The organism is Scytonema millei VB511283 (genome assembly GCF_000817735.3).
Taxonomy (GTDB): domain Bacteria; phylum Cyanobacteriota; class Cyanobacteriia; order Cyanobacteriales; family Chroococcidiopsidaceae; genus Chroococcidiopsis; species Chroococcidiopsis millei_B.
The window spans coordinates 316,847-330,615 of record NZ_JTJC03000003.1 but is presented as its reverse complement, the minus strand read 5'-3'; the positions used below and the strand labels follow the sequence as shown (position 1 = coordinate 330,615).

Annotated in this window: 10 protein-coding genes; 5 read left to right on the top strand and 5 right to left on the bottom strand. The window is 43.7% G+C overall.

The window, feature by feature from the left end; translation table 11 throughout:
* Window positions 1-111 precede the first annotated feature (111 nt).
* Window positions 112-1,746 carry a hypothetical protein gene (locus tag QH73_RS13215; protein ID WP_132867015.1) on the top strand — a complete coding sequence of 545 codons (1,635 nt, stop codon included), beginning with the start codon at window positions 112-114 and terminating at the stop codon, window positions 1,744-1,746.
* 71 nt (window positions 1,747-1,817) lie between these two features.
* On the opposite strand, the gene QH73_RS13210 is transcribed toward QH73_RS13215, so the two are convergent.
* Complete coding sequence (locus QH73_RS13210; protein ID WP_132867013.1) at window positions 1,818-2,294, bottom strand: hypothetical protein; 477 nt, start codon at window positions 2,292-2,294, stop codon at window positions 1,818-1,820.
* 654 nt (window positions 2,295-2,948) lie between these two features.
* On the opposite strand from QH73_RS13210, the gene QH73_RS13205 reads away from it, so the two are divergent.
* Window positions 2,949-4,268, top strand: coding sequence for an OmpP1/FadL family transporter (locus tag QH73_RS13205; protein WP_052289746.1), 1,320 nt, complete (start codon window positions 2,949-2,951; stop codon window positions 4,266-4,268).
* A gap of 28 nt (window positions 4,269-4,296) precedes the next feature.
* Here the strand turns inward: QH73_RS13205 and QH73_RS13200 are convergent, their stop codons facing one another.
* The 3 genes from QH73_RS13200 to QH73_RS13190 all read right to left on the bottom strand — a co-directional run bounded on the left by QH73_RS13200 (window position 4,297) and on the right by QH73_RS13190 (window position 8,149).
* Entirely contained in the window at window positions 4,297-5,622 is a 1,326-nt protein-coding gene (locus QH73_RS13200; RefSeq protein WP_039713408.1) for a class I SAM-dependent methyltransferase, read from the bottom strand.
* Window positions 5,615-6,538, bottom strand: coding sequence for an SPL family radical SAM protein (locus QH73_RS13195; protein WP_039713409.1), 924 nt, complete (start codon window positions 6,536-6,538; stop codon window positions 5,615-5,617). Before QH73_RS13195 ends, QH73_RS13200 begins: the two co-directional genes overlap by 8 nt.
* 192 nt (window positions 6,539-6,730) lie before the next feature.
* Window positions 6,731-8,149 (bottom strand): serine/threonine protein kinase, encoded by a 1,419-nt coding sequence (locus tag QH73_RS13190; protein WP_052289747.1) that lies wholly within the window; start codon window positions 8,147-8,149, stop codon window positions 6,731-6,733.
* Window positions 8,150-8,305: 156 nt separating this feature from the next.
* Here QH73_RS13190 and crtD point away from each other — a divergent pair, with 156 nt between their 5' ends.
* Window positions 8,306-9,820, top strand: a complete 1,515-nt coding sequence (gene crtD / locus QH73_RS13185; RefSeq protein WP_039713410.1) for a C-3',4' desaturase CrtD — start codon at window positions 8,306-8,308, stop codon at window positions 9,818-9,820.
* A gap of 158 nt (window positions 9,821-9,978) precedes the next feature.
* Window positions 9,979-11,274 carry a pentapeptide repeat-containing protein gene (locus QH73_RS13180; RefSeq protein ID WP_236147003.1) on the top strand — a complete coding sequence of 432 codons (1,296 nt, stop codon included), beginning with the start codon at window positions 9,979-9,981 and terminating at the stop codon, window positions 11,272-11,274.
* Between the two features lie 105 nt (window positions 11,275-11,379).
* On the opposite strand, the gene QH73_RS13175 is transcribed toward QH73_RS13180, so the two are convergent.
* Window positions 11,380-12,804, bottom strand: coding sequence for an NADP-dependent isocitrate dehydrogenase (locus tag QH73_RS13175; RefSeq protein ID WP_039713412.1), 1,425 nt, complete (start codon window positions 12,802-12,804; stop codon window positions 11,380-11,382).
* Window positions 12,805-13,021: 217 nt separating this feature from the next.
* On the opposite strand from QH73_RS13175, the gene QH73_RS13170 reads away from it, so the two are divergent.
* Window positions 13,022-13,765 (top strand): GUN4 domain-containing protein, encoded by a 744-nt coding sequence (locus tag QH73_RS13170; protein ID WP_039713413.1) that lies wholly within the window; start codon window positions 13,022-13,024, stop codon window positions 13,763-13,765.
* The last annotated feature ends 4 nt before the right edge of the window (window positions 13,766-13,769 follow it).

Here is a 13,769-nt window from a genome sequence, read left to right as displayed (position 1 = left end):
GATCGGTGCATCTCTGCCAACATGAATGTTAGTCGTCTCAAGGATAAAATACTCATTCATTTTTTAGATCGTTCGTTTCATAATTTATAATTCCTCGCCCACACTTGGTCTATGACTCCCGCTTCCTCCGCTCGCTATCAAAGCAGACTGTTTAGATTCGTTCACAAGCAGTCGCGCCGCTTTACCCAGCAGTGCGATCGCGCTTGGCGCAATCTCCAATCTACTGCTAGTTGGGTTGCAGCTGTGGGCATGTATCCCATATTTCTCCTGTTGCAGTCCAGGCGATCGACGGTAAATCAAGTACATCAAGCAGTTGAAACAACCCTACGTCAGTTACCATCTGATGATGCGGTGATTCAAGAGGAATCGCCAACGGTTGATACTCCGATTCGGCAAGTCTTGCTGTATGTTAAGGGAGCAGGGAGAAGAGAGCTGGGGGAGCTGAGGGAGCTGGGGGAGCTGGGGGAGAAAATACCAACTACCAACTACCAACTACCAATTACTACTCACTCCATAAGAGGTATTGCCTCGCAGCTAGCTAGTCGCAACTTGGTATTAGTGACAGCACAAAATCAAACTCTGGATGTTCTCGATCCTCAGCAGCAGGCGGCGTTACAAGACCAAATCATAACTGCCATCGCTCGGTACTGGCAATACCGTCAAAAAATTGGACATCAATCTCAACTCCATAGTACGGGCGGGTTTAGAAACTTGCCCCTACCGACTCCCCCGTGGCTGACTTCTTTAGACCATACTGTGGCTGAGGTAGAATCTCATCATCTCGTCCGAGTTAAGTCAGCTGCGATCGCCTTCTATCAAAGCATTTTCTCTCAAAGTACCGAACTTGCAGGTTCAGAGCGTCCTACAGCCAACGTGCGAACTGAGGCAAGCAGCAAAACTCACACGACAAGAATTCTATCTCTGATTTGGGCGGCGATCGATTACTTTTTTGGGACGGACGATCGCGCCACAACACTTCCCCTAACACCTGGTATGACTCACAAGGGAGTTTCCCCGCTCACAGGTAGATCGATCCCCGTAAATCCTAAATTTGCCGCTCGTCGCCCAACTACTAGACTTCCTGCTAGTAACGATTCAGCCGATGAAGATTTAGAAGATCCCTGGCTGACGGCTAGCGATCTCTTCGGATCGGTTACGCAACAGACGACAGGCGATCGCAACGTATCGACTTTTGCTCTTCCCGCTCATCCTACCGTTGACTATACTTTCCCTCAAGAGCGCGGGTGGTTACGTCAATTTTTGTCCAAAATTAGAGCGCCTAAAGGCATAGTTAAGCAGCAACAAACTCGGGCAAGCGATCCCCTCAACCCCCCTTACAAAGGGAGGCGGGCGAACGATCCCCCCAACCCCCCTTACAAAGGGGGGCAGCAGTCTACTCCTGAAATTTCAAGGCTGCAAAATCGTCTCAGCAAGAGAATATTGTCCCCCTTCTCAAGGGGGGTTGGAGAGATCGAACCTAGAGTAAAAAGCGCTGAAATTCGTAGAACTAGCAAAGGCAAACAATCGCTGCATAAAGCCGAGCCGAGCAATATTTCTACATCAGAGACTCAAAACTCATCCGTGCAGTCAACACCAGACTGGATTGAAACCCCTGCAACCTTAATGGGTTATGTTAAACATCCACTAGAGCAAATCTTGGCATGGCTCGATCGCGCCATGTTGTGGTTTGAAGAAGTTTTTCTGAAATTTTGGCAGTGGATACACAAGCTGTGGCGTAAGTTCTAAAAACTCAGCTTGAAGAATTTAGCTTGCAAAAACAGCTAAAAAAACTGGAGAATTCCGAGACGCGATCGCCCCTATTTTTCCGATTCATCTTTTTCAAAAAACGTCCGCAATCGCTCTCGCCAACTGCGATCTTGCGCCTTACGCGATCGCCCTTTGTATTCCCAATTTTCTATACCTGTAAAATTTCTGGCATCTGAGGATTGACGCGAGAAGATCTCTAGCTGTACCAACCACCAATGATAAAACTGGGGATATTTAACGTTTTCGGTAGAGCAGTCTAGCAATTCCATTGCCCGTGCTTGAGGTGAGAAAGTCGTATTGCCGCTGTCGTCTGTTTCTTCCAGAAGCACCATTGCCCGCTCTCTAATTTTATATTGAATGGTTTCGACCGATAGCCTCATGCACTCTGGGCAAATGTCACCTTGGATGAATCCTTCGTCATTGTGTAGGAGCGTGCGGACTCTACCTGATTCAAACATGCGATCGCAGACAGTACAACATAGGTGATGGGGGCATGAACTTAACTTTCGTTCCAGTCGAATCCTCATTGTAATTTTTTACTCCATCAGTGTAGTTGAGTCTGAGAGTGCAAAGACAAAATTAACCGTTCGCTCCCCTATAATTAGTCAAATTTTGAGTCAAATATTGTAAATTTCAACATTAGAAAAACTTTTATCTATAAAGCTCGTACTACTCTAAGTAGTTACACTTAGCTAAGCTATATTATTGTCACATTGTTTGTCTTACCTTACACCTTCACCTGTAGAAGATCCAACTTAGCTCTACTGTGAAAGTAAAAGCAATCGGTGAGGGAATAGTTAAGTTACAAAACATGATGTAGCTCTGCAAGACTAACTTACTTCATCATAATTTTTAATGCACCTTAAGGACGAATTCTTCCCGCAAATCGAGGGGTAGCATTTGTTATCAGTACTGGATGGGAAAGTCGTAGAAAAATCTATCTCACAACTTAGAGGCAATCGTTGATTCAGCTCCCCCAGCCTCCCCAGCTCTTTTCCCCTGCTCCCTTGCTACTTTTTGTTGTTGGCTGCCAGTTCTATTTTCTATATTGGCGCTGAAACCCCACTGAAATGTAACGATCTAATAATTATTTGTTCATTTAGCTTCACAACTATAAGCATGACTGCTCGAAGGTATATATTTGCTTTTGCTTTATTCAAATATAAGAACGAGGAGTCAGAGTGAGGAGAACGTTGCAGTCAATTGCAGCGCTATTGCCGCTGTTTTTGGCGTTAGAATTTTTTGGCACGACTAGTACTGCTGTAGCATCAGGTTTTGCAATTCTCGAACAAAGCGTGCGCGGTTTAGGCAGTGCTTTTTCTAATAGTGCGGCGGCGGATGATGCCAGTACGATCTTTTTTAACCCTGCTGGATTAACTCGTCTGTCAAATAATTCGGCGATCGCGGCAGGATACTATATATCTCCTACAGCTCTGTTTCAAGATCGAGGCTCGGTAGTTGTCACTGGCGCACCTTTAACAGGTGGAGATGGCGGAGATGGCGGCGTGGATATTTTTGTTCCTAACTTCTACGCTGTCTGGAATGCCAGCGATCGCGTCAAGCTAGGTTTGGGAGTGAATTCGCCTTTTGGTCTGAAGACGAGGTACGATCGCGACTGGGTTGGGCGCTACTACGCGATTAATTCAGAACTCGTCACAATTAATATTAATCCTACTGTTGCGGCAAAACTGACAGACAACCTTTCTTTAGGTGCTGGCATCAACTTACAATATGCTGAGGCAAAACTATCAAATGCGATCGATTTTGGTTTGATTGGTGCTACGAGATTGCGTACCGCGCCTCAAGCAACTGATGGTTCTGTCGAATTAGAAGGCGATGATTGGAGTTGGGGTTATAACTTGGGGTTACTCTACGAACCCAATCGGAAAACGCGCCTCGGCTTGGCTTATCGTTCGGCGATTACTCACGATTTAGCAGGGGAGGCTGATTTTAACGTTCCTGCTGCGGTATCAGCTTTAACTGCGACTGGACGATTTCAAGATGGTAGTATCGATGCTGAATTGAACCTACCCGATACTCTATCTCTCAATGCCTATCATCAAATTAGTTCTCGCATTGCACTTACAGGTGACGTAACTTGGACGAATTGGAGTCGGTTTGAAGAGTTGCGCGTCACATTTGACAACCCAGTGGAACCGGATAACGTGCAGCCAGAAAATTGGCACGATACAGTGCGCTATTCTGTAGGAATTAACTATACATTGAGTCCAGCCTGGGAATTACGTGCTGGTGTTGCTTACGATCCGAGTCCGGTAGATAGTACGTATAGATCGCCCAGAATTCCCGATAATAATCGAACGTGGTTAGCGATCGGTGCTACTTTTAAAGCTTCTGATGCTATTAGTTTTGATGTCGGTTACGCTCACTTATTTGTTGATGACAGTGAGATCGATTTATCTAGCAGTACTAGCGGTAACTTGAGAGGACAAATTGATAGTGATGTTGATGTTGTGGGGTTACAGCTAACGTGGCAGTTCTAATACTATGGTGATAATAATTGCCTTAAGATTACGGCTTTTTGGCTAAAATTATGTAGTCATCTAGTACATAGTTCAAATTGTGTTTAATTCCTAGATATTTTTGAGCTAAATTTAGCATGTGCTTTTGAGCGGGTAAGTTCTCTGTAGCAAATTTTGCAAATTCAGATTTAATGAGGGTTCTTTTTCCTGTTGAAGTTGCATAATTGTACCACTCTAAACTCAGCTCTAAATCTTCTAAGAATCGAGCGATGGTCTTAAGTTCTTGAGGAATATCTTCTGTTTGTGACAAATCGTAAAAATTAAATAGTTTTCTACCCTGAACTATCAATAATACATAGCCGCCTGGTTTTAAGCAAGTTGAAAAAATGTTTTTAAAGACTCGATAGGATTGCAGCCTTTGTGCTGGATCGGAAAAGAAACAATGAGAAATTACGATAAAATCAAAGAAACTTTGAGGCAACCGTTGACTATTTTCAATGTTTGAAAAAATATCTGTTGTATCAAATCTAAAGTAAGAATTAGTTGCAATTGGCAAAATCTCCATATACCTGCGCCAAAATTGCAAGCCTCGATGCTGAAACGAAGCTTGTTTTTCTAGAGAATGATAACAAATATGAGTTTGAGGTATCTGTAGCAAACTATCAAAAGATTGCAATAGCAGAGATAAACCATAAGCCATTGTAGCTGGACCAGCAGCAATATCAAGAATATTAATTTTAGTTGGCAATAAACCTGACTTGTAAACTAAAAACCAAGCTAAATACGCACCGTAGACGTTATTTAAAAAATATTTAATAAAGTAAACGTGGGGAGATAAATCTAAATTATAATTAGGGTCTTTCCCATTTTTCAAATTATCGATATCATTAGACGCTGCTTTCATCGCTTTTTTTAACTGAAGCTGAACTGTCGATTTCTTTTCAAGTTCTTGTTTTAAATATTCGACTAATGTGAATTCAAATTCATCAAACAAATGCCGATCGATACCAGTACACTGTAACTTATATTCATCATGCCGAATTAATTTGAATTGGTCTGAAATCGAACCGATTAATTGAAATTCGGGTTGCAGTCGATCGCTTTGAGTTTCATGAAAACGATATTTGTTTTCTGTATCTTCTAATCTTTGAAAAGCTTGCTGCAACTGCTGTTGTAATGTTAATACTTCTTGTCTAGATTCACGGTTAGCTTGTTCTAAGCATAATTTATCTCGGAAAATTTTCTCTAACCAAGTTAGCCGCGTACCTGAATTTTGCTTATTTCTTAATAATCGTTCTGCTAAATGAATATTACCTTGTTTCAGAGCATTGCTAAATTGGTAATTTCGCCACCAGCGATCGATAAAATCAATCATATCCAAATCCTGCTTGTCCTTCTTTGATTTCGATGTCAGGAAGCATAGCAACTAATTTATCCCTGAATACTAAATAATTTAGTTGTTCGTTGTCATACCACCAAGAGTATTTTTTCGTAATCTCCAGCGCCTCTGGACGAGTTGATGCCACAAGGGTACGATTATGACTAGCGTGAAATTCCTGAATTACGACGCGATCGACAACTTGAAGTTTGTTAATTAAACTAAACATATCGGCTTCTAGAGTTGGTAATAAAGGTGTCATTGTTACAGAAAATCTGGTGTCGTAGTCTGCATTGCAAGGTAAACTATGTTTTAAAATACCGATAGCTCTCAAACGAGCAAAAATACTAGGCGATCGCGGTTCAAAATCTCTTCTAACTCGTTCGCTACCTGTAGGTACGCTTATATTAATCCGCAAGCGATGGAATTGTCGCAATAAATTGATATCTCTCGTAATCATCGGACTGCGAGTTTGAATAACTAACGTAGGTTGATATTTCACCATCACCTCTAACAAACTACGAGTTAGTTTTTCCTTCCCCTCAATTGGCTGATAGGGATCGGTAACGCTACTCATGTAAATACTGGGAGAACGAGTAGGATTTTTCTCGTACCATTTCTGTAACTCTTTCTCTAAAACTTCTGCCGCATTTTGTTTAATAATTACCCAATTACCCCAGTCTTGACGCATCGGAGGATTAGGACTAAAAGCAACAGCATAACAATAGCTACAACCATACTGACACCCGCGATATGGATTCAGAGTAAAGTCATAAGCTGAAATAAATCCACTTGCTTTATTCAGAACAGATTGAGTATTTTTTGTATATACGTTGGCGTTACCAAATTTCTCTTTAACTAAAATTGTTGGCGTACCTTTACAATACCCTTCATAAGCTTGAGTTTTAGCCATAATAGGTAAGTCAAAAGTCAAAACTTAAAGTTTATAATTGAATTACTATAGCGGTTCTAAATCAATTGTGCAATTGCCATTTATCTGTTTGTGACACGAAGAATTGCGTTCTCACAAATGACTAACGATCGATGAGTAATGACAATTCTCATGAGGAGTTTGCAACTCAAATAGAAGTGCTATATAAGAAAACTATCGCTCAGCTTTAGGAATATAAAAATTAGGTTCTCTAGAAATCTCTATTCCTAAACAAGCACTCAGTTCTTGCGCTAACCATTCCATTTCCGGTTCGCTGAGCATTGAGTCTCTCCATAACTCATACTTATCTCTACCAATCCAAATATGCATAGAACGACGGTTGCCGCGATACCCGTAAATTAATTTTAATGCCGTTACATATTGTGTGTCAGTCTTGAAAACTTGTCTATACTTCCAACCTAATATTTCATGGGTAAAAGTAATTTTTCTATCGCTAATCTTGAGCCTGGTGCGCTTGAATAAATACTTAATAACTCCCGATACCAGAATATAGTTACCGTACCACAAACCGCCAATAATCAGTAATAATGACGGATGTCTACTAAAAGTATCAAAAGCTATACCTGTTGTAGGAATGAGAATTGAATTATAGAGACTTGCAAAAGCCGTAGTAAATCCTACACCAAAATCCCAGCCTTTTTCCGAAAGGATAATGTCTAAACCATCTATTTCTCTATTTAGTGTAACTCTAGTCTCACATAGTTGTTTATATGTTGAAGGAAGGGGACGAACAATCCGAGGCTGAATCAGTTCTTGTAATGCATGTTCGGCAGAAGTAAAGCGACGTTCTAAACTTGGCTCTATCATCCGCTGCAACCACCGAGTGAATTCAGAACTGAGATTTGTTAATAGCTCGAATTGTATTCGTCCATCTTTTTGCGGTAAATCTGCCGGATGCGTCCCCGTTACTAGATAAACTAAAGTTGTACCCAAACTGTAAAGATCGGAAGCAGGAACGGTGCGATCGCCAAATTGTTCGGGTGGCATATAACCATAAGTTCCTACTATTGTCATTGTTCCGCCTTCTTTTGCTGCTAAAGTTTGCACGGAACCGAAATCAACTAAATAGACTTGTCCGATACTGTTACCAGAGCGATCGCCCAGTAAAATATTACTCGGTTTAATATCGCGGTGAATGACTGGCGGCTGCCTGCCATGCAAATAAGTCAAAATTTCTAGTACTGCTGTCGCTAGCTGTTTAATCTCTACTTCATCAAAGCTACGTCCAGATTTAAGATAGTTTTCTAAAGATTTTCCAGAAATATAAGTTTGTACTAAAGCAAAACCCTTGTTACCGTTATTGAAATCGAGTTCGTAATAATCTAAATAACGAGGAATTGTAGGATGAGAAATTGCTTGTAATATTTTAGCTTCCCGTTCAAATAATTTCAGTGCATCCCACTCAAAATCGCTGGCGAAGCACAGGAGTTTGACTACAACTAACTCCTCAGTTTTTCTGTCACGCGCCAATAACGTGCGTCTGCCTGCTTTTTTTGCTAATTGTTGTATAATCTCATACCGCTGTTCTAGAGTATTGCTAGTCAGTGGTGTCTCCCAATTGCGCTCGGACATAAGATTAAGTCGTAAGTCGTAAGTCGTAAGTCGTAAGTGACCGATCGCTTGCTGGTCACTGATAACTGATAACTGATAACTGATAACCGTCTTCTATTTGGTGATTAACATAACTTAATATAAAGATAGAGTAGGTTTTATTTTGACTTTATATCCATGCTAAGTAGGTTAGCGAGCGATCGCAAATCGCGTGTTGTCGTCATCGGTGCTGGAATTGGTGGTTTGACAGCGGCGGCGCTGCTTACCCGTCGCGGCTACCAGGTTTTAGTCTTAGACCAGGCAATCGTCCCTGGAGGGTGTGCCTCAACCTTTAAACGCAAAGGATTTACCTTCGATGTCGGCGCGACTCAGGTAGCTGGTTTAGAACCAGGTGGAATTCACCATCGCATCTTTACCGAACTAGAAATCGATCTACCAGAAGCAACGCCTTGCGATCCTGCCTGTGCGGTATATTTACCAGGAGAGACTCAACCAATTAACGTTTGGCGCGATCGCCGCAAATGGAAAGCCGAAAGAGAAAAACAGTTTCCAGGTAGCGATCGCTTTTGGCAATTAATAGACAATCTATTTCAAGCGAGTTGGGCATTTCAAGCCCGCGATCCGGTTTTACCACCCCGCAACATCTGGGATTTGTGGCAACTGACGCAAGCTGTTCGTCCAGGGACTTTAACTACCTTACCCTATACCTTTTTGACCGTGGGCGATGCTTTACGGGGACACGGTTTGGAAGACGATTGGCGATTGCGGACATTTTTAGATTTGCAATTAAAACTTTACTCCCAGGTAGATGCAGAAGAAACAGCTTTACTTTATGCAGCTACAGCATTAAGCGTTTCCCAATCACCGCAAGGATTGTCTCACCTCCACGGTAGTATGCAGGTATTAAGCGATCGCTTGGTAGAAGCCTTAGAAAAATATGGTGGCAAGCTGCTGATGCGCCATAGTGTAGAGAAAATTTTAGTTGAAAACGGCAAAGTCAAAGGTGTTTTGGTGCGCAACCAAAAAAATCAAGAAGTAGGGACAGAACCCGCTGACGAGATCGTGGCTAACGTTACGGTACAAAACTTAGTTCAGTTGTTGGGTAGAAATGCCCCCCAAGGTTACAAGCAACGTGTCGATAAATTACCCGAAGCATCAGGGGCTTTTGTCGTGTATCTAGGTCTAGATGAAACAGCGATTCCGCCAGGATGTCCGCCACACTTGCAATTCATGTACGATCGCAATGGAGCAATCGGGGAAAATAATTCTTTATTTGTCTCCGTCAGTCGAGCGGGAGACGGACGCGCCCCAGAGGGAAAAGGTACAATTATTGCTTCATCCTTTGTCGATCCGAAACCTTGGTGGCGCAGTGAAGACTATGAGGCGATGAAGGAAAAATATACTCAGGAAGCGATCGCCCGTTTGGGACAATTCTTTCACCTCACACCAGAAACGATATTACACCAGGAAACAGCGACACCGCGCACGTTTGCCCGTTATACAGCACGCGATCGCGGTATAGTAGGCGGAATCGGTCAAAGAGTCCCAACATTTGGACCCTTTGGTTTTGCCAACCGCACGCCTGTCAAAAATTTGTGGTTAGTCGGCGACTCTACGCATCCAGGAGAAGGAACGGCTGGCGTGAGTTATTCTGCATTAACTGTAGTCCGGCAAATTGAGGCAATGCAATAGGGAGTCAGAAAAATTTGATACCGAGGCGCGATCGCTCTATTCTCAGCAGCGGTTAACATATGAAAGCGAGTAGCCCTTCCGCTTGCTGCAAATAATTGAGCATGACTAGCCAAAACAACTCAGATGACAACAATAAGGCATCATCCCCAAATCCAGAGATGGTGACTCGATCTCGATCGTCTTTGGATCTAGATGATTTCCAAGACAACGATATATCGAATGAGAACTTGGCAACTCAGCAAGCACTCGCAGCGATTGCCGCAATTCATGCCCAACAACAATCGACTTCTGCATCAAATCTAATCGTCAAACGTACCAGTTGGCGCACGGCACATCCCAGGGCTTCTTTACTTACCTTAGTCGCGATCGCGCTCGTTTGGATTGGACTATCCTTTAATAACTTTTTGTGGATTGGCTGGGTAGGCACGCTGCTAGCGTTGTTACTTTCGCTGGGGGTACTTTTACCTTGGACGATAAAAGCAGTCTCAGACATATTTTCTCCCCTAGAGCGATCGCTATTTGTGGCGGGGACAGGTTTAGCTATTGCCTTAATCGGCTTATTCCGATTTGGAAATATCGGTCGTGCCATTATCGATTGGGCGACCAAATTAAACTGGGATGCGATCGGCGCATTAGGTGAAGTTTTTGGCGCGTTAGGACAAATTTTAATCGCAATTATTGCCGTTTATGTAGCTTGGCGACAATATGTAATTTCCAAAGACTTGACAATTCAACAAAACCTGTTGACAGTACAACAAAACTTAATTACCCAGCAGCAAACCATCGATTCTTACTTTCAGGGAATTTCCGATTTGGTATTAGATGAAGAGGGAATGTTAGAAGATTGGCCTCAAGAAAGAGCGATCGCTGAAGGGCGTACGGCTGCTATTTTTAGTAGCGTCGATGCTAGCGGTAAAGCCAAAATCATTCGCTTCTTATCTCAATCGAAGTTACTGACTCCCTTACAGCGAGATTTTCGTTTGGGTAGAGCCATTCTCAACGGTGAAGGCGGTTACTCCGAAGACCGTAACTATGGTATTCGAGTTATAGACTTAGGCGTAATGTTAGCTAGAGCAGATCTTTCTAATACCGATTTGCGTTGGACGGATCTCTCAGAAGCAAATTTGATTGCGGTAAATCTGAACAATTGCGACTTAGTAAAAGCAAATCTTTCCCGTACCATTTTGTATGAAGCACAGCTAGTTGGCGCTGACCTCAAAAGTACTCGTTTATTTTACGGTGATGCCCAAACAACTACCCCCCGCAGTCGCAATATTGCTCCCAACTACAATACAGGAGAACAGACGGGGGCAGTCATTGAAAATGCCGATTTTACTGATGCCCAGCGCATGTCTGAATCCTTACGTTATTACTGCTGCGCTTGGGGAGGCGAAAAAACCAGAGCCACTATTCCTGGTGGCTGTGAAGGGATTCCAAATAAATTGGGACGATGAATTAAGTGGCTGGTGACTAGCGGCTGGTGACTAGTGCCAGAAGGCACAAAGAAATCATAGTGACAACCTCAGAGCAAATTCCTTCTAGCCACCAGCCACGAGCCACTAGTCACTAAAATGTTTAATAATCGCGTCGGCAAATTCAGAACATTTGAGCGGTTGAGCTGGAGGTTCCATCAATCGTGCTAAATCGTAAGTCACTTCACGATTGGCGATCGCATCGCCGATTCCTTTTTTAATTAATTCTGCCGCTTCCTGCCAACCCATATATTCCAACATCATTACGCCGGAAAGAATGACCGAACCAGGGTTGATTCGGTCGAGTCCGGCGTGTTTTGGTGCAGTACCGTGAGTCGCTTCAAAAATAGCGCACTCGTCGCCAATATTTGCCCCTGGACCCATGCCTAAGCCGCCGACAACCGCCGCTGCTGCATCGGATAGATAATCTCCATTCAAGTTCATCGTAGCCAGAATGGAGTATTCATCGGGTCGGGTTTGGATTTGTTGGAAAATACTATCGGCAATGCGATCGTTGACCATAATTTTATGTTTCCATTGACCGTTGCCGTGCGTTTCCCAAATTTGGCTCAACACCGCTTCGACTTCCTGACAAATTTGAGCTTTTTTATCGGCAGTCAAAGCATTGTAGCCAGGTTCGAGCTGTCGGGCGTTGTCTTCTGTACTGAGGTCTGGGTTGTGTTCTTTGTTGCCAAGAATCCAAGATTCGCGTTCGGTGATGCACTCGTTGCGAAACTCAGATGTTGCTAATTCGTAACCCCAATCGCGAAAAGCGCCTTCGGTGTATTTCATGATGTTGCCTTTATGTACCAAAGTCACCATTTGTTTATTTGGAGGCAACCGTAGGGCGTGTTTAATCGCACGTCTGACTAAGCGTTGAGAACCAGTCTTGCTGATGGGCTTGATGCCGATTCCTGCATCGAGGGGAATTTGCTTTTTACCGTGTTCGGGGGTAGCAGGGATAAGATCTTCATTCAAAATTTTAATCAGGCGATCGCCAATTTCGCTTCCCTGTCTCCACTCAATGCCCAGATAAATATCTTCCGTATTTTCGCGATAAATGATGACATCTAGCTTTTCTGGGTTTTTGTGCGGTGAAGGCGTTCCAGGATAGTAACGACAGGGACGAACGCAGGCATACAAATCGTTGATTTGGCGTAGTGCGACGTTGAGCGATCGAATACCACCACCAATCGGTGTTGTGAGCGGACCCTTAATTGCCACGCCAAATTCTTTGATTGCCTGGAGTGTATCTTCAGGCAAATATTGGTATGTGCCGTAGACTTCGCAAGCTTCATCTCCAGCGTAGACTTTAAACCAGTCGATTTGCCGTTTGCCCTGATAGGCAGTTTGTACGGCAGCATCCATCACCCTTTGGGCGGCGGGCCAAATATCTACCCCCGTACCATCTCCGCGAATAAAGGGGATAATTGGGTTGTCGGGAACGATTGGTTCGCCATTACTGAAGGTAATTCGAGAACCAGTAGTAGGAGGAGTAATCTTCTCGTACATGGATTGCTACACCAGGAGTCTAGAAACTTTTATTTTGCCATCTGACGATGCTGTTATGGAACGCTAGCAGATTTTGACTCAAGGAAATGTATCAGTTATCAATTCCCGACTCCCGACTCCCGACTCCCGGCTCCCAATTTACGACTTCAGTTGACTTCTCCGTAATATAGTTAAAATTAGCGATCGGTGCTGAACTTTGTGCGTTTCTAGTGAGAGCATGACTAACCCAACTACGACATCAGATACTCCCATTGACTTTTCAGCTCTCCGCTTGCAGCTTTCGTCTGGGTCGGAAAAAGTTCAACAGCAACTCATTCAACAGCTAGCAACACTGGGCGAGCCAGGTTTAGAAGTGTTGATGGACTTTTTGCTACAACGCCGCGATCGCCTACCGACTTGGATTGATGGCAAAATCTACCAAATCCTCCATCGTTCCGAGTTTTCTCCGGCACGGGAATTTTTGCAAACTCACTTTCCCGCCGGAATTGTGACGCTGCGATCGCAATCTAATATCGATTACAGGACCCTACAACAATTGTTGATTGAGGGAGACTTCCAAGCAGCAGACCGCGTGACGCTACAAAAACTTTGCGAACTAGCTGGCTCAACTGCCGTACAGCGCAAGTGGCTATATTTCACAGAAGTCGAAAGATTTCCCATTCTCGATCTGCAAACCGTCGATACCCTTTGGTCGGTTTACTCCGAAGGAAAGTTTAGCTTTTCCGTGCAGCGAGGACTCTGGTTAGCTCTAGGCAAAAACTGGGAAAAACTATGGGCAAAAATTGGCTGGAAAAACGGTAACACCTGGACGCGCTACCCTGATGGATTTACCTGGAACCTTGATGCTCCCGTAGGACACCTACCCTTGTCAAATCAGCTACGCGGCAACCGGGCGATCGCCGCACTATTTTCCCATCCAGCCTGGGAGAAGAGGGAGCAGGGAGCAGGGAGCAGGGAGTAGGGAC

Excerpts from the sequence above, each read along its gene's own strand:
- QH73_RS13215 (WP_132867015.1), top strand. The coding sequence starts at position 112 with ATGACTCCCGCTTCCTCCGCTCGCTATCAAAGCAGACTGTTTAGATTC.
- QH73_RS13210 (WP_132867013.1), bottom strand. The coding sequence starts at position 2,294 with ATGAGGATTCGACTGGAACGAAAGTTAAGTTCATGCCCCCATCACCTA.
- QH73_RS13200 (WP_039713408.1), bottom strand. The coding sequence starts at position 5,622 with ATGATTGATTTTATCGATCGCTGGTGGCGAAATTACCAATTTAGCAAT.
- QH73_RS13195 (WP_039713409.1), bottom strand. The coding sequence starts at position 6,538 with ATGGCTAAAACTCAAGCTTATGAAGGGTATTGTAAAGGTACGCCAACA.
- QH73_RS13190 (WP_052289747.1), bottom strand. The coding sequence starts at position 8,149 with ATGTCCGAGCGCAATTGGGAGACACCACTGACTAGCAATACTCTAGAA.
- crtD (WP_039713410.1), top strand. The coding sequence starts at position 8,306 with ATGCTAAGTAGGTTAGCGAGCGATCGCAAATCGCGTGTTGTCGTCATC.
- QH73_RS13180 (WP_236147003.1), top strand. The coding sequence starts at position 9,979 with ATGGTGACTCGATCTCGATCGTCTTTGGATCTAGATGATTTCCAAGAC.
- QH73_RS13175 (WP_039713412.1), bottom strand. The coding sequence starts at position 12,804 with ATGTACGAGAAGATTACTCCTCCTACTACTGGTTCTCGAATTACCTTC.
- QH73_RS13170 (WP_039713413.1), top strand. The coding sequence starts at position 13,022 with ATGACTAACCCAACTACGACATCAGATACTCCCATTGACTTTTCAGCT.